This window comes from Sphingomonas sp. BK580 (assembly GCF_014194975.1).
Lineage (GTDB): Bacteria > Pseudomonadota > Alphaproteobacteria > Sphingomonadales > Sphingomonadaceae > Sphingomonas.
This window is the reverse complement of sequence record NZ_JACIAY010000005.1, coordinates 23,066-48,365: the sequence shown is the minus strand read 5'-3', so window position 1 is coordinate 48,365 and position 25,300 is coordinate 23,066. Positions and strand designations below refer to the sequence as shown.

Sequence of the window (25,300 nt, the reverse complement as noted above, 5' to 3'; positions counted from 1 at the left end):
TGCATCCTCTGTGGGTTCGCGCGGCTTCACTCAGTCGCGGCTCTGCACGTCCTTCAGGACATCTATCAGAGCGCGAAGCGCTCGAGGCATCTGACGGTTGCGTGGATAGTAGAGGAGCAGCCTTGAGGCAGATGGGCAGAAGCGCTCGAGAACAATTGTCACGTGCCCGCGAGCGATGGCCTCGGCGGCGGCACCTTCCCACACGAACGCGATGCCTAGGCCGCGCGCAGCCGCATCGATCTGAAGCGTCACGTCGGTCAAGGTGAGCGAGCCTACCGGTTCGAGCGTGACCGACTCGCCCTCCCGATCGAACGACCATGGCAGAATGCGCCCCGAGGCCAGCCTCATCCTGATGCAGTCGTGCATGGTGAGGTCTTCGGGTCTTCCTGGTGAGCCGTGCCGCCGCAGGTATTCGGGCGAGGCGAGGGTGACGAAGCGCGAAGGTCGGCCGAACGGGATTCCGACCATGTCGCGAGGCACGACGTCGCCGAACCGTATGCCGGCATCGAACCGCTCCTCGACGATGTCGATCAGGCGGCCGTCGGCGACGCACTCCAGCTGGATCTCCGGCAGGCGCTCCTTGAGGAGCGGCACCACCTCGTCGAAGAGCGGCCGTATCGCCGCTGCGGCGGCGCTGATCCGCAACGTCCCTCCGATCGTCTCGCTGACCTGTCGCGCTTCGTCGAGTGCCAGATCGTACTCCTCGAGAACGGCGGTCATGCGCCGCAGAAGCGCTTCTCCCGCCGAAGTCGTGGCGACGCTGCGCGTCGTGCGGTTGAACAGGCGGACGCCGAGCTGACGCTCCAGTCCTCCTATGGTGTGGCTGAGCGTCGAGGGGCTCAGGCCGAGTTCGTCGGCCGCGCGGCGGAAGCTGCGGTGCGAAGCGACGGCGCAGAAGGCCTGCACCTCGTTGAGCGTAGGTCGCGTCATAGGTGGTCCACGTCGATTGCGTCATGCGATTGGCGACGCATTATCCGATCGGCAACCCTCCTCTATCTCGACGCGGCAGAGGAGGACCACGATGCGGACGATCAACCTTGTAGACCCCGCTTCGAGGGAGCTGGCGGTCGCCTTCGCGGCGTTCGACCCGTCGCGGCAGACCTTGGAGGATTACCGAAACGCGCTCGACGCGGCCATCGCGGCTGCGGCCCATGCCCAGGTCGCGCCTCCTGCGATGATCGAGACGGTGCGACGGGATGGGAGCGACGCGGCGATCCGCCTGCTCGTGTATGCGCCCGAAGATGCCGGGCGCCCAAGGCCTGCGATACTCTTCCTGCATGCCAGCGGCTTCATCGCCGGCAGGCCGGAGTCCTCGGCTCGGTCCAACCACGCGTTGGCGGTCGATCACGGAGCGGTCGTCGTGGCCGTGGAGTACGGTCTCGCGCCGGAGTCCTGCTTTCCCGGACCGCTCGAGGATTGCTACGCTGCTCTTCGATGGCTGACGGAGAACGCCGGGCGTCTCCGCGTCGATCCATCGAGGATCGTCGTGATGGGCGAGAGCGCCGGAGGCGGGCTCGCGGCGGCGCTCGCGCAGCTGGTCCGCGATCGCGGCGAGCTCCGGCTGGCCGGTCAGATCCTGGTCTACCCCATGCTCGATCCCCGCACCGGCACCGAGGAGGCTCCTCACGCCAACCCGATCGCCGGCGAGTTCGTCTGGACGAGCCGGCACAACCGCTTCGGCTGGGACGCGATGCGCGGGACCGCCGAGATCGCCCCGGCTCGACTCGGCCATCTGGCGCCTGCGCTTGCCGCCGACGTCGCCGGCCTCCCGCCGACGTTCATCGCCGTAGGCGCCCTCGACCTCTTCGTGGACGAGGACGCCGAATACGCCCTACGCTTGGCTAGGGCCGGAGTGTCTGTGGAGCTGCACATCTATCCGGCGGCCATCCACGGCTTCGACCTGACGGAGGCGGTCGCGACCCCGCAGTACCGGCAGGATCTGGATCGCGCGCTCCGGAGGATGCTCGAAGCGCCCAAGCAGGGGCAGGAGCAGGGCGTTCGGGTGGACGCGGGTACTACCGCCGGGCTCGTGCCCCTCGCTCCCTGCGCTCCGCCGTCGCAGGGGCTAGTGCGATGATGCACTCGGTCCGGAGCCTCCACCATGTCGCCGTCGTGGTGGAGGACCTTGCCGCCAGCGTCGAATGGTACGGCCGCAATCTCGGCTTCCGGCGGCACTACGACTTCGAGCTGCCGGGCGCCCGTGCGAGCATGATCGTACGAGGCGATGCTCGCCTCGAGCTGTACCAGGTCGAAGGCGCGGTCGAGACGGACCCGGGGCGGCGTGACGTCGCCACCGTCCTGCGCTCGACCGGGATCAACCATCTGGCCTTGCTGGTGGAAGACCTCGACGCCGTCGTGGAGGATCTTCAGGCACGAGCCGTGGAAGTCGCTATCCATCCCACGCTGATGCCGAACGCCTCCGGGGATCGCTTCGCCTTCATCCGCGACAACGAGGGGGCGCTCGTCGAGCTGTTCGAGCCGGCAGCGGTCGCGTGACGCCCAAGCGGAGGTTTGGCGGCACGGGGGACGAGTAAACCGGGCAGTCGGCCGCTCACCCCATTCACGAGGAGCTGTTCCGCCTGCATCGAGGCGGCGGCGCGAGCGCATCGGCGCACCGGGCCTCGAGCTCCGAGAAGACGTCGGCGATGCCGGCGGCGACCGTGTCGAGGTAGGTCGGCCCGAAGGTGGCGTAGCGGCGCGTCGTCCTGTGCAGGACGCGGTGGCCCAGCGCCACCTCGAGCTGCACCAGGTCCACGCCCCTGTTGGTGAGGATCGTGGCCATGCTGTGGCGGATGATCTTCGGGCCGTATCCCTCGCGGATGCCGAGCTGCCGGCGCGCACCGTCCCAGGCCGAGCGCACCGCGGCGACGCGTAGCTGCTCAGTCTTTGGTTCGCCTTCGGGATCTCGGATCGTCCGCTCGCGGCAGACCATCCACTCCTGCGTCCCTTCGAGCCACGCGGAAAGGGTCGGCACGACCGGGAGGGTCGGCCGGTGCTTCTTGGTCTGCAGCCGGCCGGCGGGATTGAGGGCGAAGAGACCTTCCTCGCGCATCCACTGCTCGCGCGCCGGATCGACGCTCATGTCGAGGATGGCGTCCGGACGCGCGAGCGTCGCGATGGCGGCGATGAGGTAGCGTCTGAGAGGCAGGAGGCGGTCCGCGTGTCCCGCGTAGCGGCCCGCGCCCTTGAAGCTGTAGTCCAGCAGTTCCCCGAGCGCTTCCATGGACAGCCTGTACGAGCGCTCGGGCGTGACCGCGTCCCGCGTGAGGTGCTCGAAGGCGGGCGCCGCCCGGATGCGCCTGGCGGCGTGGGCGTGGTTGAGGGCGGCCTTGAGCTGGATGACGCTCTCCTCGACCGTCGACGCCGAGCGGGGCCGGCTCTGACCGTCGGTCCAGGCGCCGTGCTCGTCCTTGCGACGCGCCACGATCGGGTCGGCCAGCGCCCAGCGCCGGAACCGGGCGACCAGCCGGTCGTCGACCTGCTCGGGCAGAAACGGGTCGACGAGCCGTCCGGCGTCCATCTCGGCGTCGATGAATCGCGTGACCAGCTTGAGGCGCGCCTTGATCGACTCGGCGCTGACGCGTCCCGAGCCGTGCTCCGTCCAGTAGTCGGCGAGCGCCTCGCTGACGGTGTAGGACGACTGCTCGTCGTCGGTGGCGCGGTGGGACGCGAGATACTGCCGATCGAGGAAGTCGGAGGCTAGTCGAACATCGCTCGTGCCCGTGCTCTTGCGCTTGAGGCGTCCGCTCGCGCGGTCGTACCACCAGACGTAGAGCCGGTCGTTGACGGGCTTGCGTCCAGTTCCCCGGACGTGGTCGAGCCAGAACTCGCCGCGGCGGTAGATCTCGTTTCTTGCTGGCGCCAACGTGCCTGTTCCTTGAGGATCGCCGCCTTCGCGCTGGCGAGATTGTCGATGAGCCCGATGGACGCTAGCGCGTCCAGCTGGTCGGGGCTGAGGGTCACGCCGCGCCGCGTGGCGATCGCGCGCGAGATCTTGCGGTCGAGCGAGACGATCAGTTCGTCGGGCGTCATCTAGCTGGCAGCCGTTCGGTCGACTGCGGGTTGTGCGCGCATCGCGTCGATTGGGTCGAACGGCGCCGGCCGAAAGACTTGTCGCATTTCATCCTCGATCTCCTTTCGGCTCGTCCGGCTCCACCTCTTCTTCCAACTAGCAGCTTCGCTTGACCCGGTACCGCGATCGTGAAAAATTGTCACATGGCCGATCAGGAAGAAGCCTTTTCCCGTGAGGACGTCGGCGGCACCCTGAAACGTCTCAGGAGCGACCGCGGGATGTCGCAAAGGGCTGTCGCTGACAGGGTCGGACTGTCGCGGCGGACTGTCATGCGGGCGGAGAGCGGAGCGCCGATGCGCCGCGAGACGCTCGAGCTGATCGAGAAGGCGCTGGATGCACCGCCGGGTACCCTCGTCGAAGCTCGTCCTGCCGGATCGCTGGACTCCGTCCTCGGCCGTCGCCTTCGGGACCGGCGGCGTGAGATCGGCTTGAGGCTCGGCGAAGTCGCCCGGTTTCTCGGCAAGAGTCCTCCGACCCTATGGCGGCTGGAGCAGGGACACCGCGACGTGCTGGCGAGCCCTTTGCTCACGACGGACTTCGCGAGGGTGCTGAACTTCCGCAACTACGACGAGCTGGTTGCCTTTCTCCGAGGAGAGGATCCAGAGTAGGATGGGCCACCGCAACCGTGGAGTGGCCGGGGCGCCGGGATCGGTCAGGCCCTAAGCCAAGATCCCCTGGCGCTGATATCATTTCAATCCTCGCTGAACTATTGAAATAATCGCGGGAGCCTCCATCTCAGCGTCCAAAGGAGGCGCCTGATGACGTACGCTGCCAAAGGATCGATCGCGATCGACGACCGCCCCCGCCGGATGCCGCCTTGGATCCCGGGCTGCTGTGACCCCGACCCTTCGCGCCGGGTCCGCCATCATGCCCCGAAGCCCGCACCGTCCGTAGGTGCCGGCCCTGACGGCCGCGAAGGGGCGCCACGGCTCATGTCGGCGACCGCGATCGTCTCGGTAGCCGGCTTCGTGACCGCCTTCTTCGTGGGCGCGGTGGTGCGCGACCAGGACGAGCTGCGCGCGTGCGTGGCGCGCCATTGCGGTCGAGGGGTCGCGGCGCTCGCGGACGTTCGTAGCGGCTTCGACCAGTTCGACCCCGTGGCAGTGTGGCTGGTGAGCGAGAAGACGGGCGACCTGCTCGCCGCCGCCGCGATCGATCCCGACGGACCCGCCTTCCGCGGGCTTCTGGTCGTGCTGCGCCAGAGGGTGGTGGCGTGACCGTCGATGGCCTCATGAGCGTGCCGGCGCCCGCCCTGCTCGTCGCTCAGGCGCTGGACCGTCATCCCGACTTCCGCGTGCTCCGCCGCATGCGCACCATGGACCGGCCGGGACACGCGGGCTGGCGCAGCGCGGTGTGCACGGGCGTAGCGATCGACGTGGAGACGACCGGCCGCGATCCGGACCGCCACAGCATAATCGAATTGGGGATGCAGGCTTTCGGGGTCGACCAGGACGGGAGGATCGTCGAGACCGGCGAGCCCCGCGGCTGGTTCGAATGCCCGGGGGAACCCATCTCCGCGGAGATCACCGGGATTACCGGCATCCGCGACGAGGACGTCAAGGGGAGGGCGATCCCCGATGGGGAGGCGGTGGGGACCATTCTGGGCTGCGACTTCGTGGTGGCGCACAACGCCGCCTTCGACCGGCCCTTCCTCGAACGACGCCTGCCCGAGATCGCCGGCTGTGCGTGGGCCTGCAGCCTCGCCGATGTGGATTGGGGCGGTCTGGGGTTCGAGGCCCGCAAGCTCAAGCATCTCGCGATGGAGATGGGCTGGTTCTACGAGCCTCACCGCGCCACCGTCGACGTGACCGCGCTCCTCCACATCCTAGATCATCGACCGTCGGCAGGTCCGAGCGTCGCGACGCTCATGCTGGAACGAGCCCGACGGGACACGTACCTTCTCGAGGCGACGGACGCTCCCTTCGGCAAGAAGGACATCCTTCGGGAGAGAGGGTGGCGTTGGGATCGAAGCCGGCGCGTGTGGTCGATCGAAGTGGATCACGCCGATCTCGAAGCCACGGAGGAATGGGCCACTCTCGAAATCTACGGCGCCCTGCGATGTCCGGAAAGGACGAGGCGGGATTGGCGTACCCGCTACTCCGGCTGAAGCCGGGGCAGGCTAGATGCGGCCGCGAGGTAGCGCTTGAGCGAGGCGGCAACGGAGCTGCCGAATCGACAGGATCGGACACCATCACGTCTCGGAACGGCGCGACGCGCGCACGGGAGGTCGGACCTGGTCCGGACCTCGCCCACCCCTGCGCGGTTCCAATTGGAGAGTTGACGATGGCACGAAGGACGGCCACCGATGAGCGGGCTGCCATTCCCCGGATCATGCTGGACGCTCCGGCGCGCATCGCCTTCGTCCGGTTCGCGGACGAGAATGTCATCCTGGCCGACGCTGAGGCCGACAACGCCGTTATCGCGCGGAGCCTTCTCGCCGCATCGACGAACCTCTCCGACCTGCCGGCCAGGCTGCAGGCGGACGACCACCTGACGGCATCGATCTACGTCGAAGCAGCAGCGATGAACCTGCGAATCGCTGCGACCTCGATCTTGATCAATCGAAGTGTCGACCCCAGTGAAGAGGAGCAGGACGAGATCGATCCCGCTCTACTTGATTGGCTCCGCTGATGCGGTCGAAGCGCGCCGCGCCGCGCGGGCGGCACGTCTTCGCTCCAGATCGGCCATCTGACTTTCGGAGGTGCCCAAATCCGCCTGCGCCGTCGCGGCCGCTCTCGCGACGATGCCGTTCCGCAAACCCTTTGCGATGGCCGCAAGGCGCTGATTCTCGCGCCGAAGCGCCTCGTTCTCCGCTGTGAGCTCCCTAATCAGCGATCGGTCCCGACTTCCGCGGACGTCGGGCGGGGGCGCCGCCTCGGCGTGCTTAGGCTTGGTAAGAAGTTGTATGCGGACGCGAACGTCTTCGTATCGTGCCGCTCGGCCCGAAATCAGCCCCCTAGCGCGGCCGGACCTCTTCGCCACGTTCGCGAAGGTGATCTCCTTTCCCTCCTCGACAAGCGCATCGATCGCGCCATGAAGATCGGCCGCGATCTGCTCGTTCCTCTTGGGCCGGCTCATTCAGGTGACTTCGCAGATTGGCCGCTTTGCACGTCCCGCGCTTGCCTGCTTCGAAGGGACCGTAGCACTCTCCAGGCCTGCCTCGCCTTCATCTCGAAGACCTTGGCAGGGCCGCCGTCTGGCGATCGATGGTGCGCTCGCTTTGCCGCATTGTTCTGCAGAAATCTGGTCCTCCAGTATGGAAGATGGCTCTGGTCGGCTACGAAGCATCGGCAGCCCGCGCAGATCTCCGGGCGCTGGTAGCTGAAGCTCGGCCTGTCGTTGAGAAAGCTCACGCTCCTGGCGAGCTCATGACATCTGGCCTTCGTGGGTGATACCGTTATGGCGCAGATGCCGTGGTCCGCGTGTAGAAGCCGGACGTCGGTGGCGACGAGAACCTCCATCATGTCTTTCCCGAGTTGCGGATGACCGGCCTCCTCCAGCAGGCGGATCCGCTTGAGGTTGCGTTGGACTATGCTGCCCGTCCTGCCGATCGTTCGACCGGGGCGTCTGGTCTGAGCTCGAAGGAAGGTCATGGTCTGCTGCAGCTGGGCTTCATCAACGTCCTCGAGGACACGGACGTCCCGTCCGACGTAGTCGCCTTCGGTGGTCGCAAGATGCATGTGCTTGAAATGGCGTCTGAGCGCGTTCAGAAGCCTCGTGTCGGTTCGAGCGATGTTGGCTGCGAAGGTCTTGCGCCACTGCGAGCAGGAGATGTTCATACCTCTTCGGGATTTGTACTCGATAAGTTCGTCTCCGTTTTCCGCGATATCGGGCAGATCCTGCCACTCCAGCAGCCGAGAGTATAGAAGCCGGACGTTCCTCGAAGTGGAGATGACGGTCGGGTGACTTACATGGGACGACTGGCTAGGGAGCGTCTTCGCTCCGTAGAACGAGACGATTAGAGGTAGGGAGCCGTCGGTGACCGTCAGCAAGGCGCGCCAAGGTGCAAGAAGGTCCTCTAGGAGCATGATCGCACGGACGGGGGTGGGGATCGCCTTCGAGCCCGCGGCGCAGCAGCCCAGCAGCCACGTCTCACGTTCCGGAACGTCTCGACCTTTGTTGACGATGCTTTCCGCGTAGAACAGATCGCGGTCGTTGCTGGCGCTCCGTCTCTTCACGATGCAGCTAGGGAGCGGCGCCTCAGGCTGCCAGCCGGCTCGGAGCGCGACGATCTCTCCGATGCGCATTCCGGTTAGTTGAAGGAGCGTGAGGACGCAGGCGTCGCGGATCGTCTCGATCAGATCGCGTAGGGTCTCGGCGAGCGGCAGTGGACCACCGTCTTCATCATGGATCGGCAGCGTTGGGTGCCATGGAGTCGTCTCACCGTTCAGGATCGCGAAGCGCCATGCGTCGAGGAGGTCCGTGCCGCCCATGCGAAGTGTTTTCCGCGTGGGAGCGACCTCTCTGCGCGCGAGCGCTCGAAGGGCTGCCTTCTGCAGCTTGAGCACGTCGTCAGCAGGCGCCCCAAGCAGTCGATCTGCGGCGATCATGAGAGGCAAGGCGATCTCGTCCGGGAGGGGAGACTTCGCCGGCACACCGGGCGCGCGGACACCGAGCGTCCAGCTCCGAGCCGTCTGGCCGTCCAGCGGATCTTCGTCACCGACGTGGACGCCAAGCAAGCGAAGCACTCGTCTTTGTCTATAGATGAGGGCGATGAAGTTGAAGACGGTATCCACGACGGTGAAGGAGAGTCGGCCGCGGGTGTAATGATCCGTCGCCGATGGATCCTGATGCTGGTGCGTCGATCTGTCCGCTGCGGCAATGCCATCGTCGTCTGCCCCGCCTTGATCCATGTACTCGGCTTCATCGATGCGGCTCGCAAGATCCCGAAGGTTGCGCTGCAGAAATCTGACGGCTGTCACGTCGAAATCGATGAGATCGTAATACTCGAATTCGGTCATGTACCGACCGAGGATCAGCATGCCGGAAGACTGGTTCGCAAGCGTTCTCGTGGCAGGTGCCCGCTCCGCAGGCTGCACCAGCGAGGACCAGACGACCTTTTTGAACAGCTCGACCAGTTCGGGATCTATGTCGGTCGGCCATGGCAGCGTCGCGCCATGGCTAGGTGCCCCGACGTAGGTCATGTCGAGACGCCACACCTTGTCGTTCCACCTGCTTCTTGACGAGACAGGTCGACTGGGATCGGACAGGTCGAAGGCGTCACGCTGAACCACAAGTTCCTGAGTGGTGGGCATTTTCATTCTGGACTCGGCAAAGCTGGAAGCTCGAGGGCGCGCGCTTGTTTATGAACGCCGCTTGCGAACTCCTTCAGGACGACGCGTAGGAGATGGTTGCGGATCGGCGCGAGCTGAGCGTGCCACGATGCCGGAGGCATGCTCTCGATAGCGCGCTCGATCGCGTCCACGAGCAGGTGGGCCTGAGCGCACGCTCGTGGCGATGAGAAGTCGATGGAACCGTGGCGGCACACCGGGCATCTGCCGTAAGCAAGGCATTGCTGATCGCCACGAGATCCGTCGAATGACGGCTTTGCTCCTCGCGTGCAGTTCCACCCGGGGGTGCACGCTTCGGTAGGCTCGTCGGTAAGGCGGCGAGGGTCGAACGATCCTCTCGTGGCGATCATCCGCGCGTGGCTGTTCATGGCTCGCGCAAGTGCCTCGTCCTCGCGCGCCATGCCTGCGGCAGTCACGTAGTGATCGCTCGTGGTCTGCGCCGACGTGTGGTTTGCGGCCGCCTTGACCATGAGGAGATCACCCCTCGATACGACATGGGCGAGATCAAGCACCGCCTTCCGAATGCGCGAGAAGGTGATGTCGCTCGCGTCGATCACGCCGTCGACGTGGTCCGCGGTCCTTGCGAGGAAGCGGCGGAGGGCGCTGTTCAACGTCGCTTCAACGTCTGGGCGTGCGACCGTATCGACGCTGATCGCGGGGCCATGCGGTATGTTCGGGCTCCAGAACTGAAAGAGCGTCAAACTGCCCGTTAGCCGCCTGAGCGGCTTTGCCCACTCGTCCAGGAGCTTCATCATCTCGGCCGGGTTGGTGGGGTCGTCGCTTACGGCCACCGACGCGGTCACACGGCGTCGTGCTCGCGGCTTGTACGCCGTGAGGAAGGCGCGCTCGCCGCCTATCCACGAACGCACCTCGAAGCCGGATCGCCTCGCTGACATCAGCACTCCGCCGTTGAGGCGGAACGCGATAGTGAAGAGCACGATGAACGGGACGAGTTCTTCCGGCTCAGGACGCGCTGATCGCATGATCTCTTCGCGGCCGAGATCCAGGATCCGCTGCGCCAAGCCGGGGTCTACTCCCTGGATCGTCGTCCAAGAACCACGACCCTGCAGAAGATGCACTCTCACCTCCGCCACGGCGGCTCTTCGCTGAAGGGCCAATTGCGAGACGTGGGATGTGCTGTGATCTAAGTTGAGGTCCGCGCGGACTCGCTCGGAGATGCCCCGCACAGCCCTGCCCGCGGACTTGACGATCGAGCGGAGCTCGTGCTCAAGCAGATCCGCGTCGGCCTCCTTTATACTTCTCTCTCGCTTCTGAACTCCGTGCGAAGGCATCTCGTTGGCGTCGATCACCGACTCACCAAGCATGGAGTCGGTTCTTAGATGCTCGAGCACCTGCGCTACGGCCTTGAAGTACGCGGCGCGGGTGTTGGGCTTGAATCTGGCCGCTCCGTTCGTGGTCGCGTTCAGCCAGTTGCGGAAGGCAAGCAGAAATGTCCTGTCTATCCCGGCGAGCGAGATCTCTCTGCGATCGGTTTCTTCGAGGAACAGGATTAGGCCTGACCCAAGCTGTTTCGACAGCGCTATCACGGAGCGTATGCTTGCGACGTTGCGAGATCCTGCATAGAGGTGCAAGCCGCGGGCCAGCGGCATCATCAGATTTACTGCGACGGCGAAGCGGCTGATGAAAATTGATCGCTCTCGACCGGTTGCCGGATCTGGGATGAGCATCGTCAGCTCTTCGCCATCGTGACGAACGTCGAAGGCGCTTGAAGGTGCTGCCAGGCGGTCTGCAAGCTCGGCGCGCTGCCGTGCTGCTGATGTCTTAATCTTCATCTGAAATAATCCAGGAATCAAACCTATTCTTTAGAAGATCGCTTATCTCCTGCTCATGATCCTCGATGAATGATAGGTAATACCGTTCGGTAGTCTCTAGAAGCCGATGTCCAAGCCTGGCTTGAATAATTTTCCATGGTCTCTGGACGCCTGACCTTTGCAGTGCGACGTAGGTCCATACGGCGTAGGTGTGGCGAAGATCATGAAATACGAAGCGGCGAGCGCTCGCGGAACCGTCGATCGTGCGACGTTGAAGACGCGCCTTGTCCACCGCGGATCGAAACCAGCGTGAGGCGGCTTCTGCTTGGACCGGAGCGCCATGTCGAGGAGAGACCGCCGGGTAGACGAAGAGAGCCTCTTCCGCTTGTGCCGACCTTCCAGCGAGGGCGCGTCGCCGCTCATTCTTCAGATAGATCTCCGTTTCTTTGACAAGATCCGGATGAACCCAGAGGTTGCGAGGAACGCCGCCCTTCGTTTTGATGAGGCGCAGAACGACCGCAGACTGACCCGAGGACGACGCGGCACGATTGATGGGTTCGAGCATCGAGCGGGTGAGGCCTAGGACCTCCACTCGGCGAGCTCCGGTCAACAGCGACCATTCGGCAACCAAGCGCGCCACGCTGGTTTCGCCTTGGCGCGCCTCGCTGGGTAGAGGTCCGAGCTGCTCCGCGACCACCTCCCACTCGGCAGGCGTTAGCGGATGGATCGTGGGAGCCGCGACGCGGCCACCGATCGGTACCAGCTTGCCGTTTACGTTCGAAGATCCGATCGTGCGGAACTCGGGAGATTCGAGAAAGCCTCTGACGTGTACAACCCGTCGCCGGATCGACGACGCGCTGAGCGTCAGGCCCGTGCGCAAGCTTGCGACTCGCGACTGATTCTCGGCGAACTTGTCGACTATCGCCTGATCGATGGCGCTGAAGTCACGCCCGTAGTGGTCCAGATGCTCCAGAAATTGGCAGATATCGTATGCTTGGGCTCGGGCGGTGTTCAGCGACCTCGTGCCCTGCAGGCCGGCCTTCGGCCTCGACCAACTGCGTAGCAGGTAGGCAGTTACGGCGTGCAGAGGCTCACCTGTCTCGACGTCGAACACAAAGGGGAATCCGTCCGGGACGAGTGCGGTCTCTGCCTTGGCGTCAGCTTCCGCAGCTCCGCAATCCAGAAGGGCGCTTTTTGCCCCGGCGCGATCGTAGCGACCCACAGCGTAGCAAACGCGCTCGGCGTCTTCAGACAAGTCCACATCGAGCGCCTTAAGCCCGCTCATAGCGACCTCCTCTTAAATGAACACGTTCATGGAAGAGCGGGGTCGCATAACCCCGGTTATACGACCTAAGATGTTCATCTAAGTGTTCAGCTAAGCTGGACGCGGAGTTACGAGGCGTGCTGTCGCCTCCGACCCGCGCGTGGAGAGGTTCACGCCCGTCGCAGACATCCGCTGACGTGAGCGGTGTTCGAGACCAGCAGTTTGTAGGAAGAGCATTCGCGGTGATCATTTCGTGTCCTTTCGGAGCGACGGCGGAAGGTGGCGCCTTCCGACTAGCGCGACGGTGGGATGTCGAACGGCCATTTTGAAAAACTGTCACCGTAAGCCTAACTTTTTGCTCGGGAAGGCTGGCCGCTTCGCGGCGCGGGCACGACGAGCAGGGGCGACCTGCTTGAGCGCGCGATCGTTTCCGTCAGCAGGTTCGTCCGTTCTTCGTGCAGGCCGCTTCCGACGGTTGGCAGCGGCCTTGCTCGGAGCCTCTAGGCGCCAAGCTCCTCCGGCGACACAAAGCGGCGGGCAACGGCTCTCTCCGACTGCGGATGGAGGTAGATGAGTCCCTCATGCATCCCGATCTCGGGCCAACCATCCTGGCGAGCGGGCGTCATCCATGAAGCATGGCGGGTCAGCAGCTCCGGGATCACCTCTGCGGCAGTCCGCCCTCGCCCCTTGATCAACTCCTCGGCGGCCAGCTCGATCTCGTACAAGGCGCTAGCAGCTGCGAGGCGGGCACGGATGCGCTCCCGGCGCACGTGCATCTGGCCGATCATGCGGAGCGTTCGGGCCATGCCGCGCGCGGTGTAGTCCTGGATGTGTTCGAGCGTCGCCTGGAGCATGCTGTCCCACGTCTCGATTGCGGCTTCGAGGCGGGACTCGTGCCAATGAACCGGGATCTCCAGCCGGTCCGCTCCCAAATGGAGCGAGACCAGCTTCATGCCGCCGTTGCGGACGAGGCTGGGCTCGAGCTTGCGACGGACGTCCTCGATGCGGTCGAACAGCCGCTTCTCCCACCGCAGCGCCTCCCTCAGGCGCGCCGCAAGCAGCTCCGCGAACCGCTCGTCCGGTCGCCGCTCCACGTACGGGCGCGCCAAGGCCACGCGCAGCGCGATCCGACCGACGGGCACGACGACGATCACGCTGCGATCAGCCGAGGTTCGCACCCGCCCGATCTCGAACGCGGCGGTCGCACCTGGAACGATCTCGTCGACGACGCGCTGCACGAGCGCGCCGAAGTCCTCCCGTGCTCGATCGAGCGCATGCGCGTCGCTGCTTGTGAGGTCTGCTTGGTAGGTCATCTTGGAAACCCTTTTCATCGATCGATGAGCAACACCGGCCCTTCGACCATCCCCGTGTCTTCTGATCCGCGCCGAGGCGGGATCCGCCATTCCCGATACGCCGCGTCCCGATGCCCAGATGCGGGTTGCCGGATGGGACCACCGAAGCTGCGTGTCGGGCCTCGCGAGCGCATGAGCGAAGCGGCCATTCACGCTGCGACCGTCGTCCCGACGTGCGGTCAGGACTTCATCGATCGCCGGAGGGCCGCCAGCCGGCGGCGCTGATGGGTGGCCAGCGCCTTGAGCTGTCTCGTGAAGTCCTTGACGTCGTGCCCACGTAGACGGTGGACCTCGGTCATTCCGTCCGGGCCGCCCAACTCGACGACGGCGGCGATCTCATGATCGTACCAGTCGAATTGCCAGCTCAGGAGGAGCGGCCACATGCCAACGGACGTCAGCCTGATCTGGAGATCGAGCTTGGCGACCGCTTCGTCGAGATGCTCGGTGATCTGGTTCATGCGGGCGGCGAAGAGGTGCTGGCTCTCCTCCGCCTCGGCAATGCGCTCCGCCACCATCGCGGCGAACTCGCCTGCGCGGGTCACCGGCATCTCGTCCATCTCGCACACGACCAGCTTCATCGACGCCAGCTGCACGGTGGCGAGCGCGACCGTGTCGTACTCGTCCCAGATCGCGAGCGACACCCGATCGGCCAGCGTCGCGTGGTCGGCGACGATCCTTCGCCAGACCGACATCTGCCGCTGCGCCAGCTCCTCGACCGTCCCCGACTGCACTTCCATGATCGCTTCCCATTTCATCGAACGACTGAGTTCAATCGGTAAGCGACCGAGCTTAACACTTCCGCGCGCCCCGCATTCGGCGGCTCCGCTCCGCCAGAAGCCTCCTCCCCTCGCGAAAAGTGACACTTGCGCATCTCGGAAGGCGCCCTTTCGATCTTCGCTCGGCTCTTCGGCGCGATGCCGCGCCCCGCCGGCCTACCATGAGGCGGCGCGGGTCGGATCGGCCCCGCGCCAGCGTCAGCACGGGCGCGAAGAGCATGAGGATCAGGAGTGGCGGACGGACGACCGACGAAGGGCGGAGCCGGCGCGGGCGGGTCGCGCGCCGTGGTATACGTGGCGCTTGCGGGCAACGTGCTCGTCGCGGCGAGCAAGTTCGTCGCCGCCGGCGTGACGGGCTCGAGCGCCCTGCTCACCGAGGCGGTGCACTCCTCCGCCGACACGACGAACCAGATCCTGCTGATCGTCGGTGGCCGGCGCAGCCGCGCTCCGGCCGATGGCACGCACGCGTTCGGATATGGCATGGAGATCTACTTCTGGACGTCGATGGTGGCGGTGCTGGTGCTGCTGGCGGGTGGAGCGGTGTCGCTGGTGGACGGGTGGCTGCACCTGCGCTCGCCTCGCCCGATCGACTCGCCCCTCGTCAGCCTCGGAGTGCTCGTCCTGTCGGCGGTCTTCGAGGGAACCTCCTTCCTCTTCGGCCTTCGCGCCTACCGCCGCATGACGGCGCGGCATGAGGCGCCGGACGAGGACGTCGGCGTATGGGCCTTCATCAAGCGGTCCAAGGACCCGAACCTATACGAGAGCCTGCTCGAGGACGGCGCCGCGCTGATCGGTCTCGCGCTCGCCGCGGCCGGCGTCCTCCTGTCGGCCTACGCCGGCGCGCCCTGGGCCGACGGTGCCGCCTCGATCGCGATCGGAGCGATGCTGGTGGCGGACGCCTACGTGATCATGGCCGCCACCCGGAGCCTGACGGCGGGCGAGACGGTGGCGCCGGCCTTCCATGCGGCGCTAGAGAGGGCGCTGGCGGAGCGGCACGCGGTGCTCGGGACCAGCAGGATCGACACGCTGCATCTAGGGCCGGAGGCGGTGCTGGTCGCGCTGTCGATCTCTCCGCCTGAAAGCCTCTCCCTGCCGGACCTGCGGCGGGAGATGGCCGACGTCCGTCGCGACCTCGTGCGGGTCGACGAGCGCGTGCGCTTCCTGCAGTTCCGGTTCGACGACTGACGCGGCGGTTCGCCGCTTCGCGCAACCGCCCCTTGCGCGCTGCGCAACGTGCGCGTCGCTGAAATCGGCTAGTCAGCCGAGGTAAGAGGAAGCTGGTTTGAAGGAGGTCGTCGATTATGGCTCGGAAGGACGAAGCGCAGCCGGCCTACGAGGTCGAGTACCGGACAATCCAGGAGTTCGGCAAGCTGTCGGACCTGCCGCTCGCGCTGGGCGAGAACTGCAGGAGGCAGAGCGTCGAGCTGCTCAACCAGGTGCTGGCCGACACCATGATGCTGCGGGACCTGTACAAGAAGCACCACTGGCAGATGTCCGGCGCCACGTTCTACCAGCTGCATCTCCTGCTGGACAAGCACTACGAGGCCCAGGCCGAGCTCGTCGACGTCGTCGCGGAGCGCATACAGGCGCTTGGCGGCATCAGCCTCGCCACTCCGCACGACGTAGCCGAGACGACGCGCGTGGAGCGTCCGCCGCGCGACAGGGAGGACGTGCCCACGCAGCTGTCGCGCCTCCTCAAGGCGCACGAGCAGGTGCTCGAGTTCTGCCATGCGGCGGCGAAGACGACCGCGGAGGCGGGGGACGACGGCACCAACGACCTGCTGGTCAGCAACGTCATCCGCACCAACGAGCCGCAGGTCTGGTTCGTGGGCGAGCATCTCGCCGCGACGACGCTCCAGCGGCCGGACGCCGCCGGCGGCTCGCAGGCGGGCCGCTAGGTGCTCGAGCGCGGAGAGGTGCGCATCGGATTCCTGGTCTACGCGGGCGTCGACCAGCTCGACGTCACCGGGCCGTTCGAGGTGCTCAGCAAGCTGCCCGGCGCCCGGTGCGGGCTCTATGCGCCCGAAGGCGGGCAGGTCCGCGACCTGGCCGGCCTCGTCCTCACGGCGGACGCCGCGATCTCGGAGGCGCCGCAGCTCGACGTCCTCGTCGTGCCCGGCGGGCCGGGGCAGGAGGATCTCATGGAGGCCGTCGACGTGCTGGGCTGGCTGCGGCACCAGGCCGCCGGCGCGAGCCTGGTGCTGTCTGTGTGCACCGGTGCCCTCCTCCTCGGGGCCGCGGGTCTGCTCGACGGCCGGTGCGCGACGACGCACTGGTCGGTCCGGCATCTGCTGCCCGCCTTCGGCGCGACGCCGGTCGACCAGCGCGTGGTCGAGGACCGCAGTCTGATCTCCGCGGCGGGCGTCACCTCGGGCATCGACGGTGCGTTCCTGGTCGTGCAGCGGCTCTGGGGCGACGAGGTCGCCCAGGCGATCCAGCTGTCGATCGAGTATGCGCCGGAGCCGCGCTTCGACGCCGGAATTCCCGATGCCGCTCCAGCGGCGATCGTGGAGCGCGTGCGCAGGAGCGCGGCCGACATCACGGCCCGAAGGGAGGCGAGCGCCTGGCGTCATGCGAAGTCGCAGGAGGTCTGATCGGCGACAGGGGGTCGCCTCACGGCGGAGACTTCGGCGCGGTTCGCCGTCGCGGCTGCGTAGTAGGATTGATGCCCGTTCACGCCGCTTGACGCGGCACGCAGATGGAGGTGTCGTGGATTGGATGCTCGCCGACCAGCCGGTCGAAGCCCGCCTCAGGGTCAACGGACGACCGCACGCGCTCAGCATCGAGCCGAGGGTCACCCTCCTGGACGCGCTGCGCGAGCACCTCGGCCTCACCGGGACCAAGAAGGGCTGCGACCACGGCCAGTGCGGAGCCTGCACGGTCCTCGTCAACGGGCGCAGGATCAACAGCTGCCTGTCCTTGGCGCTCGCGCACGAGGGCGACGATGTCGTCACGGTTGAAGGGCTCGCCGGCGGCGGCCGGCTCCATCCGCTTCAGGCGGCGTTCCTCGAGCACGACGGGTTCCAGTGCGGCTACTGCACGCCCGGGCAGATCTGCTCCGCCGTCGGCATGCTCGCCGAGGTGGAGGCGGGCTGGCCGAGCCACGCGACCGGCGACCTTGCCGGCGAGGCGGAGCTGGACGCGGCAGAGATAAGGGAGCGGATGAGCGGCAACATCTGCCGCTGCTCGGCCTACCCGAACATCGTAGCCGCGATCCGCTCCGTCGCGGAGGCCGCGTCGTGATTGCCTTCGACTATGCGCGTCCGCGCACGCTGGCGGGGGCGCTGAAGGCGTCCGCGGATCGCCCGGGCGCGCGCTTCATGGCGGGCGGTACGAACCTCCTCGACCTGATGAAGCTCGGCATCGAGCGGCCGGAGGCGATCGTCGACGTGAGCGCGCTCGACCTGCGCCGGATCGAGGCGCTGGAAGAGGGAGGGCTCCGCATCGGCGCGCTGGTGACCAATGCCGAGCTGGCAGCGCATCCTTTAGTTCGAACGCTCTACCCGATGCTATCCCGTGCGCTGCTGGCCGGGGCCTCCGGTCAGCTGCGCAATCAGGCGACCACCGCAGGCAACCTGCTCCAGCGCACCCGATGCTACTTCTTCTACGATCCGGCTTCGCCCTGCAACAAGCGCGAGCCCGGAAGCGGGTGTTCGGCCATTGGCGGCTTCAACCGCATCATGGCGGTGCTGGGTACCTCCGACGAATGCATCGCGAGCCATCCCTCTGATATGGCCGTCGCGATGCGCGCGCTCGACGCGCTCGTCGAGACCCGGCGGGCGGACGGGTCGACCCGCTGCATAGGGCTGGACAGGCTCTACCGGCTGCCCGGCGAGACGCCCCACCTTGAGCACAGCCTGCTGCCCGGCGAGATGATCGTCTCCGTGCGGCTCCCACCGCCGCCGCCCGGGCGCCAGACGTACCGCAAGGTGCGCGACCGCGCCTCGTACGCCTTCGCGCTCGTCTCGGTCGCCGCGGTGGTGCACGTCTTCGACGGACGCATCGCGTCGGCTCGGCTCGCCTTCGGCGGGGTGGGCACGATGCCGTGGCGCGACGCGGCGGCCGAGGCCGCGCTCATCGGCGCTGCGCCCACGTCCGAGTCCTTCGAGCGCGCCGCCGACGTCGTGCTCGCCGGCGCGAAGGGGCACGGCGGCAACGACTTCAAGATCCCGCTCCTCAGGCGGACCCTGACGGCCTGCCTCAAGCAGATCACGGAGGACCAGCGATGACCCTTGGACATGTCAGGATGGACGCGCCGGTGGAGCGCAGCCTGCTCGACGACGCCGCGGATCCGGTCGTCGGCCGGCCCCTCAGTCGAATCGAGGGACCGCTGAAGGTGTCCGGATCGGCGCGCTACGCCGCCGAGCACCGCTACCCGGGCCTCGTCCACGGCGTCCTGGCGCAGGCGCCCTTCGGCGCCGGCCGCATCAGCCGCGTCGACGTGGGCGGGGCCGAGCGGATGCCAGGAGTGCTGGCGGTGATCCAGGAGGGGCTCGCCCGCAACGCAGGCGACTTCGCGGGGCCCAAGGCGCCGTCGCAGGATCTCGAGAACGTGGTGTACTTCCGGCAGCCCGTCGCCCTGGTCGTCGCGGACACGTTCGAGCGCGCCAGGGCCGGGGCGCTGGCGGTCAGGGTCGAGTACGAGGCGGCGGCCGGGGCCTTCGACTTCGATGCGCTGGTCGGCCGCGCCGTCCCGCCTGACGACGACCTCGGAGGCGCGTTCAAGATCAGGACCGAGCAGGGAGACGTCGACGCGGCGCTTGCCGGCGCGGCGGCGACGATCGACGCCATCTACGAGACCCCCTCGCAGAGCCACGCGCCGATGGAGGCGCATGGCTCGGTCGCCGTGTGGGAGGAGGGGCGGCTGACGGTGCACGGCTCCTACCAGTCGCCGATCACCACGCGCGACCAGCTGGCCTCGAGCCTGGCGATCGACGCGGCGGACGTGCGCGTGATCTCCGACTTCGTGGGAGGCGGCTTCGGCAGCAAGCTCGGCGTCATGCCAGAGGCCGTCGCGGCCGCCCTTGCCGCACGGCAGCTCGGCCGGCCGGTCAAGGTCGTACTGAGCAGGCAGCAGGTCTTCGACGTGGTGGGGCGCCGGCCCGAGACGCGCCAGCGCGTGAGGCTGGGCGCGACGCGCGACGGCAGGCTGACCGCGATCTCGCACGAGACGGTCACCAGCCAGCTCGACGGCGAGATTTTCTTCGAGCCGGCCGGGATCGCCACCCACTTCCTCTACGCCGGCGAGAACCGCGTGGTCGACCACAAGCTGGTGCGGCTGAACAAGGTGCCCGCGATTTCGATGCGGGCGCCGGGCGAGGCAGTCGGCCAGCTGGCGCTGGAGTCCGCCATGGACGAGCTTGCGCACGATCTCGGCATCGATCCGGTCGAGCTGCGGCTCCGCAACGAGCCCGACCGGCATCCGGAGGAGGACATTCCCTACTCGAGCCGATCGCTCAAGCAGTGCCTCGTGCTCGGCGCGGAGCGGTTCGGCTGGGAGGAGAGGAACAGGCTGCCCGGGGGCCGCCGCGAGGGCGAGTGGCTGGTCGGTCACGGCATGGCAGTCGCTGCGCGAGGCAACCTGTTCGGCAAGAGCAAGGCGAAGGTCGAGATCGGCGGCGACGGCAAGGTCACGGTCGCCAGCGAGATGACCGACATCGGCACGGGAAGCTACACCATCCTGGCGCAGATCGCGGCCGACATGCTCGGCGTGCAGATGGAGGACGTCGCGGTGCGCCTCGGCGACACCGACGATCCGACGAGCGCGGGCTCCGGGGGCTCCTGGGGCGCGACGACGTCGGGCACCGCGGTCTACGCCGCCTGCGAGGTCCTGCGGGCGAAGCTCGCGGCGGCGGCGGGAGCGACGCCCGCCGACGTCTCGTTCGCCGATGGTTGCGTTGAGGCGGAAGGCGTGCGCCGCCCGCTCGCGGAGCTCGTCGGCAATGGGATCGAGGCGGAGGGCTCGTGCGAGCCGGGGCAGGCGACCCAGGGCTACAGCCAGGAATCGTACGGCGCGCACTTCTGCGAGGTGCGCGTCAACGCGACGACCGGGGAGACGCGGGTAGCGAGATGGACCAGTGTCTTCGCCGCCGGCCGCATCCTGAACCAGAAGACGGCCAGGTCGCAGTGCATCGGCGGGATCGTGTTCGGCATCGGCGGAGCGCTGACGGAGGACCTCGTCCACGACGTGCGGACGGGCAAGGTCGTCAACCGCGACCTCGGCGAGTACCACGTCGCCGCGCACGCGGACGTGCCCGAGATCGACGTCGTCCTCCTCGAGGAGCGGGACCATGCGGCGAACCCGCTGCTCGCCAAGGGCGTCGGCGAGCTCGGGATCAGCGGCGCAGGCGCGGCCGTGGCGAACGCGATCTTCAACGCGACCGGCGTCCGGGTCCGCGAATTCCCGATCACGCTCGACAAGCTGCTGCTGGACCTTCCGGCCTGACGGCGTCGGCTTCGAGCCGGCTCGCGGCGGCTGGTGCGGCGGCGGCACCTGCCTGTGCCGATCTGCGGTCCCATCAAGCCGGCCGTCGGGCGCCTAACCGCAAGAGCAGGAGCCTGAGGAGCGCACGGACCGGAGGGGGTGAAGGTGGCCGGGGGAGGTCGCCTCCTCGATCAGAGAACGAACGAGGGAACACGCTTGGCGAAGCGTCGCTACTTCAAGGTCTACGGGGGTCCTGACGGCGGATCGGTCCTCGGCCTGTCGTCGTCTCGGTTCGAGTGCCTGCCGCGACACGGCGCCCGGCATCTGAGCGGCGTCTTCCCGTACGTGCTCGTAGCCGCAAGCGATGCAGGCTTCGCGCTGGTGCCGGCTCGCGACGAGGATCTGCGTGTCGCCTTCCTACGCGCCTCGGGGGAGCACGGCGACCGCGAGAGGGAGACGCTCGCGATGGAGATCCGCCGACGCACGCTCTCGCGGTCTACGAAATGATTGTACGGTCGCGCCTGGTCCTGGGTACGTTCCAGGTTCTCACCGGCTGAGGCGTGGCCCGCCTAGAACTCGTCGCAGGCCGCCGCCGGCAGACCGGATCGGCGCCTTCGAGCCTCGTCCGGACCGGTTATCCATGGGCAGGCGGCGCGGCGGACGTGATACGTTGCATCAGCGTCCGACTGGAAGGCGAGCGAACATGAGTAGCAGCACGAGTGCGCGGCCGATGCCCGCGTTGTTCATCGGTCACGGCAGTCCCATGAACACGCTGGAGGAGAACGGTTTCACGAACTCGTGGAAGCGGATCGGCGCCGCCATCGGGAAGCCCCGCGGCATACTCGTGGTCTCGGCTCACTGGTTCATCGGGGCGACCGCGGTGACCGCCATGCCGAGGCCGCGCACCATCCACGACTTCTACGGGTTCCCTCGGGCCCTGTCCGAGTTCGAGTACCCCGCGCCGGGCATGCCCGAGCTTGCGGCTGAGGTCGTCGACCTGGCGAGACCCGATTGGGTCGGCCTCGACCATGACCAGTGGGGCCTGGATCACGGCACCTGGAGCGTGCTCGCGCATCTCTTCCCGGACGCCGACGTGCCGGTGGTACAGCTCTCGATCAACTCCTCCAAGCCGATGGCCTACCATCTGGAGCTCGGCGCGAGGCTCGACGCGCTTCGGAGCCGCGGCGTGCTGGTGCTCTCGAGCGGAAACGTCGTCCACAATCTGCGACGGATCGACTGGCGAGCCGGTGACACGGGCGAGCCGTGGGTCCGGCGGTTCGACGATGCGGCGACCGAACTGATGGCACATCGCCCAGCCGACGTGGCGACCCTCGCCGACCACCCGGACTTCGCCGCAGCGGCGCCCACGCCCGACCACTTCGCCCCGCTGCTCTACACGGCCGGGATCGCGGCGGCCGCGCAGACGGGAGCGGAGGCGCTGGTTCGAGGCTTCTCGCTCGGATCGGTGTCGATGACCTGCTTCGGCGTGTCGTGCGGGGCGCTTGGCTGCCGGCTGGGCCACGACGCGGCGATGCTGCCGGTCGACGTTCCTCCTGATCAGACCAACACCTGAGCTTGCGATGGCACACGCCCCGCTTCCCCGGCGATGGTGACCGCCCGACGAGTTTCCGCGCCGAGCGGCCACCGAAGCGGTTCGGGCTGTTCACACGTGATCGGTCGAGCTCATGGCTTTCCTCCTTGCCTTAAGATTCCTCCGAATGCCGTCCCCATTTTAAGGCGTAGCCAATCGCTGCCCTTCTTGGGGTTGAGCGCAGCATGTCGGTTTGGCTCGATGCGGCCTGAGAAGGGGAGCGCACGACACGCAGCTCCACGAGGCTGACGCATCAGCTAAGGACGTACTCTTGATTGCTCTGGTGCTCGCCGTGCTCCTCACGGCGACCGTCACCCTATTGTACGTACATCAGACAAACGCCCACGGCGGCTACCGCTCCGCCTAGCGCGAACGTTACGCCGGCAACGAAGAGTTCGGGAGGAGTTCGGAAGCGGGCGAGGCCGAACGCCCCCACCAGAAAGGCGGCCAGTCCACAGGAGGTCCACGTTCAAAGGAGAGCGCTGATCCGGAGCCCGGCATAGACTGCGAGGCGAACGCGACCGCTCGGGCTAACCTCGCGGGCAGCCAGGTCACCATGCTGGCCACCGCCGTGACGTTGAGCTTGGCGGTCATCGCCGCCATCGTCTCGGCTCTCCAGCTGAGCATTTTCGGGGTGCAACAACGGAGCCGCACGGGGCCGGTCATCGATCTGGTGGTCGAACGGGGATCCTTCATCTGGTCCGTCCACAACCCGGGCCCGTCCGAGGTGATCCTGAAGACCGTCGTGGCGAGTCTCGCCCCTCCCGGCACACCTCACCGCTCCCTGCTGCCGGTCGGCGCGGCCTTGGACGACATCGCCATACGGCCCGGCCGTACGCGCCGCTTCACTCGCGCGGTACCGGCCGGGCCCGGCAGTCTGTTCCTGGTCTCCCGCTTCGAGCTTGCGGACGGATCCGGTGGATCGGCCTGGGCGAGCTTCACCATGTCCGTCGCTCCCGGCAGCTACGACAAGAAGGAGGAGGGCGTGGCCTACTACTGACATTCGACGCTTTCTTTCGATACCAACTCCAAACCGAAGTTTATTCGTTCCCCTTCGGGCGGGTTGCGCCGAGCGGTGCAAGCGTCGGCGCGCGGCTCGCCCGAGCAGCGACCTTCCCGGCGACGAGCGCATCGCTCGTCAGCGGTCCCGGCCACCAAGCCTCAAGGTGCCAGCAGCTCGCCGTCGAAACAACGTGGAGTGAGGACGACCCTTGTCCCTTTCCCCATGGATGGCGGGTAGCCGGATGCGGCGCGGGAAGGCACAACCCGCGGGTTGCGCCTGGTTCCGGAAAGGGTGGCGACGAACGCCGGATGCTTGCCGCGGCTTCCTGATCGCGCGTCAGTCCGCAACGGTCTCGCGGTCGCTTGCGTAGCGGATGCTTCTCGGCTGGAAGGTCATGATGGGCAAAGTGGGAACCTGCGCGCCGGCCTGGCCCACGAGCGAGGCGACGAGCGCTCGGAAATAGGGGTACGCCGCGAGCTTGCCGACGCGGTCCATGAAGAGCTCTGCCATCGCCTGATCGCAGCCGCCCTCGACCCGGTAGCTGACGAAGTACTTGGCGGCGACGTTGATCACCCGCTTCCGCTTGCGTCGTGACACCGCCTCGAAGCGGACGAAGCCGTAGACGACGCCTTCGTCCTCCAGCGTCACCTCGACGTCGTGGGTCCGCAGCGAGTGGCTGAGCGGCACGTCGTCGGGATCAAGCACCTGAGGGCTCATGTCGAAGCGCGACTCGGTCATCCAGATGCCCCGCAAGGTGGCGTGGCCGATGAGGGCGTTGTAGACCTTGGAGTCGACGGTCGCGGCGTTTCCGGCCATGAGCGTTCAGGCCATCCGTCCCAGAAGCTGGTTCTCGGCGGCCATCCACTCGCTCGATCGCGACGGGCGCCAGTCGGCGGTCACGTCCCCTTCGGTCACCACCTTGGCGCGCGCGACCTCGAACGGCCCCACTTCGTCGGCTAGCACCGTCCAACCGGCGACGTTCTCGAGGCAGCCGTCCCGACCGGCCGTAATCCGCTCCAGATCCCGGACGGACAGGATGACCGGGGTCTCGCCTAGCTGTCGGTAGATGCGGGCTACCGTGCGGATCGTGAGGTTCGAGGCCTCGTCCCCGAACATGTGGCTTACCCGTGCCTCGCTCACGCCCAGCCGCTTCGCGAGATCACGGTATTTCAGCTGCTTCTCGTTCAGGAGGCGCTGCAGCGTCACCTGTGTGGCGAGCAGGAAGGACTCCTCGAACAGCTTGTCGTCCTCGTCGAGCCGATCCCTCTGATCCGTCTCAGCCATCGCCTTCTTCCTTTGCTGTCAGGAGCGCCAGCGCAAGCTGCCGCTCTCCACCATCCTCAAGCCTGCGCCGACGGCGGCCCGGCGGAGCCGGGACCGTCGGATCGACGGCGATCTCGGTCACGAAGAACACGCGATCGGTCGCGTGTCCTCGCAGCACGGTTCCTCTCGCCTCGAAGGCGCCCTCGCGCGCGGCGCCCCTTGGCCGACCCGACGCCGTCAGCCAACGGAACGCGCCGCGGGGGAGATCCCGTTCCCCATGGTCGCAGAAGTGCTCCATCACGGCGGTAAGACGCAGACGGGCGGCCGCGCAGATCGCCGTGCCGAAACGCTCCCACTCCGCGTCCCGCATCGCCACGGCCCAGCGTCGCCCCTCCACGCGGGCGGCCGCAAGCTGCGTCTCGCTCCTAATGCCCCGAAGCGCCATCGCCCGAACCTCTCGCGCTTAACGTAGGCGTTAAGTCGTCAACGGTC

The 25,300-nt window shown here is 67.0% G+C and carries 26 protein-coding genes; 15 read left to right on the top strand and 11 right to left on the bottom strand.

Annotated elements, in window-relative coordinates; translation table 11 throughout:
• Positions 1-30: 30 nt before the first annotated feature.
• Positions 31-930, bottom strand: coding sequence for a LysR family transcriptional regulator (locus FHY05_RS10760; RefSeq protein WP_183944403.1), 900 nt, complete (start codon positions 928-930; stop codon positions 31-33).
• Between the two features lie 91 nt (positions 931-1,021).
• Here FHY05_RS10760 and FHY05_RS10755 point away from each other — a divergent pair, with 91 nt between their 5' ends.
• Both FHY05_RS10755 and FHY05_RS10750 read left to right on the top strand, forming a co-directional pair.
• Positions 1,022-2,077 (top strand): alpha/beta hydrolase, encoded by a 1,056-nt coding sequence (locus tag FHY05_RS10755; protein ID WP_183944402.1) that lies wholly within the window; start codon positions 1,022-1,024, stop codon positions 2,075-2,077.
• Entirely contained in the window at positions 2,074-2,496 is a 423-nt protein-coding gene (locus FHY05_RS10750) for a VOC family protein (RefSeq protein ID WP_183944401.1), read from the top strand. Before FHY05_RS10755 ends, FHY05_RS10750 begins: the two co-directional genes overlap by 4 nt.
• 64 nt (positions 2,497-2,560) lie before the next feature.
• On the opposite strand, the gene FHY05_RS10745 is transcribed toward FHY05_RS10750, so the two are convergent.
• Complete coding sequence (locus tag FHY05_RS10745; protein WP_183944400.1) at positions 2,561-3,865, bottom strand: tyrosine-type recombinase/integrase; 1,305 nt, start codon at positions 3,863-3,865, stop codon at positions 2,561-2,563.
• A gap of 350 nt (positions 3,866-4,215) precedes the next feature.
• Between FHY05_RS10745 and FHY05_RS10740 the strand changes: the two genes are divergently transcribed.
• The 4 genes from FHY05_RS10740 to FHY05_RS10725 all read left to right on the top strand — a co-directional run bounded on the left by FHY05_RS10740 (position 4,216) and on the right by FHY05_RS10725 (position 6,703).
• On the top strand, positions 4,216-4,680 hold the full coding sequence (locus FHY05_RS10740; protein WP_183944399.1) for a helix-turn-helix domain-containing protein: 465 nt from the start codon (positions 4,216-4,218) through the stop codon (positions 4,678-4,680).
• Positions 4,681-5,004: 324 nt separating this feature from the next.
• Positions 5,005-5,289: a hypothetical protein gene (locus tag FHY05_RS10735; protein WP_183944398.1), complete on the top strand. Its 285-nt coding sequence runs from the start codon at positions 5,005-5,007 to the stop codon at positions 5,287-5,289.
• Positions 5,286-6,179 carry a 3'-5' exonuclease gene (locus tag FHY05_RS10730; RefSeq protein WP_183944397.1) on the top strand — a complete coding sequence of 298 codons (894 nt, stop codon included), beginning with the start codon at positions 5,286-5,288 and terminating at the stop codon, positions 6,177-6,179. The genes FHY05_RS10735 and FHY05_RS10730 overlap by 4 nt, the downstream gene beginning before the upstream one ends.
• Before the next feature lie 176 nt (positions 6,180-6,355).
• Complete coding sequence (locus FHY05_RS10725; protein ID WP_183944396.1) at positions 6,356-6,703, top strand: hypothetical protein; 348 nt, start codon at positions 6,356-6,358, stop codon at positions 6,701-6,703.
• On the opposite strand, the gene FHY05_RS10720 is transcribed toward FHY05_RS10725, so the two are convergent.
• The 6 genes from FHY05_RS10720 to FHY05_RS10695 form a co-directional block, all read right to left on the bottom strand.
• Positions 6,683-7,150, bottom strand: a complete 468-nt coding sequence (locus FHY05_RS10720) for a hypothetical protein (RefSeq protein ID WP_183944395.1) — start codon at positions 7,148-7,150, stop codon at positions 6,683-6,685. The genes FHY05_RS10725 and FHY05_RS10720 overlap by 21 nt on opposite strands.
• Positions 7,147-9,216, bottom strand: coding sequence for a hypothetical protein (locus FHY05_RS10715; RefSeq protein ID WP_183944394.1), 2,070 nt, complete (start codon positions 9,214-9,216; stop codon positions 7,147-7,149). Before FHY05_RS10715 ends, FHY05_RS10720 begins: the two co-directional genes overlap by 4 nt.
• A gap of 113 nt (positions 9,217-9,329) precedes the next feature.
• Entirely contained in the window at positions 9,330-11,156 is a 1,827-nt protein-coding gene (locus tag FHY05_RS10710) for a hypothetical protein (RefSeq protein ID WP_183944393.1), read from the bottom strand.
• Positions 11,146-12,420, bottom strand: a complete 1,275-nt coding sequence (locus FHY05_RS10705; protein WP_183944392.1) for a tyrosine-type recombinase/integrase — start codon at positions 12,418-12,420, stop codon at positions 11,146-11,148. Before FHY05_RS10705 ends, FHY05_RS10710 begins: the two co-directional genes overlap by 11 nt.
• 479 nt (positions 12,421-12,899) lie before the next feature.
• Entirely contained in the window at positions 12,900-13,712 is an 813-nt protein-coding gene (locus tag FHY05_RS10700; protein ID WP_183944391.1) for a hypothetical protein, read from the bottom strand.
• A gap of 218 nt (positions 13,713-13,930) precedes the next feature.
• A complete protein-coding gene (locus tag FHY05_RS10695; RefSeq protein ID WP_183944390.1) occupies positions 13,931-14,506 on the bottom strand; it encodes a hypothetical protein in 576 nt (191 codons plus the stop codon).
• A 306-nt stretch (positions 14,507-14,812) separates the two neighbouring features.
• On the opposite strand from FHY05_RS10695, the gene FHY05_RS10690 reads away from it, so the two are divergent.
• From FHY05_RS10690 to FHY05_RS10650, 9 genes are all read left to right on the top strand, one after another.
• Positions 14,813-15,712, top strand: coding sequence for a cation diffusion facilitator family transporter (locus FHY05_RS10690; RefSeq protein WP_311732446.1), 900 nt, complete (start codon positions 14,813-14,815; stop codon positions 15,710-15,712).
• 116 nt (positions 15,713-15,828) lie between these two features.
• A complete protein-coding gene (locus FHY05_RS10685) occupies positions 15,829-16,425 on the top strand; it encodes a Dps family protein (RefSeq protein ID WP_183944388.1) in 597 nt (198 codons plus the stop codon).
• An 18-nt stretch (positions 16,426-16,443) separates the two neighbouring features.
• Positions 16,444-17,121, top strand: a complete 678-nt coding sequence (locus tag FHY05_RS10680) for a DJ-1/PfpI family protein (RefSeq protein WP_221191135.1) — start codon at positions 16,444-16,446, stop codon at positions 17,119-17,121.
• 124 nt (positions 17,122-17,245) lie between these two features.
• Complete coding sequence (locus FHY05_RS10675; RefSeq protein ID WP_183944386.1) at positions 17,246-17,770, top strand: 2Fe-2S iron-sulfur cluster-binding protein; 525 nt, start codon at positions 17,246-17,248, stop codon at positions 17,768-17,770.
• The gene (locus tag FHY05_RS10670) at positions 17,767-18,756 is read left to right on the top strand and encodes a xanthine dehydrogenase family protein subunit M (RefSeq protein ID WP_183944385.1); all 990 of its coding nucleotides are present in this window, start codon (positions 17,767-17,769) and stop codon (positions 18,754-18,756) included. Before FHY05_RS10675 ends, FHY05_RS10670 begins: the two co-directional genes overlap by 4 nt.
• Positions 18,753-20,972 carry a xanthine dehydrogenase family protein molybdopterin-binding subunit gene (locus FHY05_RS10665; RefSeq protein ID WP_183944384.1) on the top strand — a complete coding sequence of 740 codons (2,220 nt, stop codon included), beginning with the start codon at positions 18,753-18,755 and terminating at the stop codon, positions 20,970-20,972. The genes FHY05_RS10670 and FHY05_RS10665 overlap by 4 nt, the downstream gene beginning before the upstream one ends.
• A 195-nt stretch (positions 20,973-21,167) precedes the next feature.
• The gene (locus tag FHY05_RS10660; protein WP_183944383.1) at positions 21,168-21,458 is read left to right on the top strand and encodes a hypothetical protein; all 291 of its coding nucleotides are present in this window, start codon (positions 21,168-21,170) and stop codon (positions 21,456-21,458) included.
• Between the two features lie 196 nt (positions 21,459-21,654).
• A complete protein-coding gene (ygiD, locus tag FHY05_RS10655; protein WP_260181507.1) occupies positions 21,655-22,524 on the top strand; it encodes a 4,5-DOPA dioxygenase extradiol in 870 nt (289 codons plus the stop codon).
• Between the two features lie 574 nt (positions 22,525-23,098).
• A complete protein-coding gene (locus FHY05_RS10650; protein ID WP_183944381.1) occupies positions 23,099-23,542 on the top strand; it encodes a hypothetical protein in 444 nt (147 codons plus the stop codon).
• Positions 23,543-23,881: 339 nt separating this feature from the next.
• Here FHY05_RS10650 and FHY05_RS10645 read toward each other — a convergent pair whose 3' ends face one another.
• The 3 genes from FHY05_RS10645 to FHY05_RS10635 are packed head-to-tail and all read right to left on the bottom strand — an operon-like array spanning position 23,882 to position 25,253.
• Entirely contained in the window at positions 23,882-24,361 is a 480-nt protein-coding gene (locus tag FHY05_RS10645) for a hypothetical protein (RefSeq protein ID WP_183944380.1), read from the bottom strand.
• Positions 24,362-24,367: 6 nt separating this feature from the next.
• A complete protein-coding gene (locus FHY05_RS10640) occupies positions 24,368-24,829 on the bottom strand; it encodes a helix-turn-helix transcriptional regulator (protein ID WP_183944379.1) in 462 nt (153 codons plus the stop codon).
• Positions 24,822-25,253: a hypothetical protein gene (locus FHY05_RS10635; RefSeq protein WP_183944378.1), complete on the bottom strand. Its 432-nt coding sequence runs from the start codon at positions 25,251-25,253 to the stop codon at positions 24,822-24,824. Before FHY05_RS10635 ends, FHY05_RS10640 begins: the two co-directional genes overlap by 8 nt.
• Positions 25,254-25,300: the final 47 nt, after the last annotated feature.

Coding starts and splice junctions, on each gene's coding strand:
- FHY05_RS10715 (WP_183944394.1), bottom strand. CDS start 9,216: ATGACCTACGTCGGGGCACCTAGCCATGGCGCGACGCTGCCATGGCCG.
- FHY05_RS10675 (WP_183944386.1), top strand. CDS start 17,246: ATGCTCGCCGACCAGCCGGTCGAAGCCCGCCTCAGGGTCAACGGACGA.
- FHY05_RS10720 (WP_183944395.1), bottom strand. CDS start 7,150: ATGAGCCGGCCCAAGAGGAACGAGCAGATCGCGGCCGATCTTCATGGC.
- FHY05_RS10700 (WP_183944391.1), bottom strand. CDS start 13,712: ATGACCTACCAAGCAGACCTCACAAGCAGCGACGCGCATGCGCTCGAT.
- FHY05_RS10760 (WP_183944403.1), bottom strand. CDS start 930: ATGACGCGACCTACGCTCAACGAGGTGCAGGCCTTCTGCGCCGTCGCT.
- FHY05_RS10695 (WP_183944390.1), bottom strand. CDS start 14,506: ATGAAATGGGAAGCGATCATGGAAGTGCAGTCGGGGACGGTCGAGGAG.
- FHY05_RS10665 (WP_183944384.1), top strand. CDS start 18,753: ATGACCCTTGGACATGTCAGGATGGACGCGCCGGTGGAGCGCAGCCTG.
- FHY05_RS10735 (WP_183944398.1), top strand. CDS start 5,005: ATGTCGGCGACCGCGATCGTCTCGGTAGCCGGCTTCGTGACCGCCTTC.
- FHY05_RS10750 (WP_183944401.1), top strand. CDS start 2,074: ATGATGCACTCGGTCCGGAGCCTCCACCATGTCGCCGTCGTGGTGGAG.
- FHY05_RS10725 (WP_183944396.1), top strand. CDS start 6,356: ATGGCACGAAGGACGGCCACCGATGAGCGGGCTGCCATTCCCCGGATC.
- FHY05_RS10740 (WP_183944399.1), top strand. CDS start 4,216: ATGGCCGATCAGGAAGAAGCCTTTTCCCGTGAGGACGTCGGCGGCACC.
- FHY05_RS10640 (WP_183944379.1), bottom strand. CDS start 24,829: ATGGCTGAGACGGATCAGAGGGATCGGCTCGACGAGGACGACAAGCTG.
- FHY05_RS10710 (WP_183944393.1), bottom strand. CDS start 11,156: ATGAAGATTAAGACATCAGCAGCACGGCAGCGCGCCGAGCTTGCAGAC.
- FHY05_RS10650 (WP_183944381.1), top strand. CDS start 23,099: ATGCTGGCCACCGCCGTGACGTTGAGCTTGGCGGTCATCGCCGCCATC.
- ygiD (WP_260181507.1), top strand. CDS start 21,655: ATGAGTAGCAGCACGAGTGCGCGGCCGATGCCCGCGTTGTTCATCGGT.
- FHY05_RS10705 (WP_183944392.1), bottom strand. CDS start 12,420: ATGAGCGGGCTTAAGGCGCTCGATGTGGACTTGTCTGAAGACGCCGAG.
- FHY05_RS10645 (WP_183944380.1), bottom strand. CDS start 24,361: ATGGCCGGAAACGCCGCGACCGTCGACTCCAAGGTCTACAACGCCCTC.
- FHY05_RS10685 (WP_183944388.1), top strand. CDS start 15,829: ATGGCTCGGAAGGACGAAGCGCAGCCGGCCTACGAGGTCGAGTACCGG.
- FHY05_RS10635 (WP_183944378.1), bottom strand. CDS start 25,253: ATGGCGCTTCGGGGCATTAGGAGCGAGACGCAGCTTGCGGCCGCCCGC.
- FHY05_RS10755 (WP_183944402.1), top strand. CDS start 1,022: ATGCGGACGATCAACCTTGTAGACCCCGCTTCGAGGGAGCTGGCGGTC.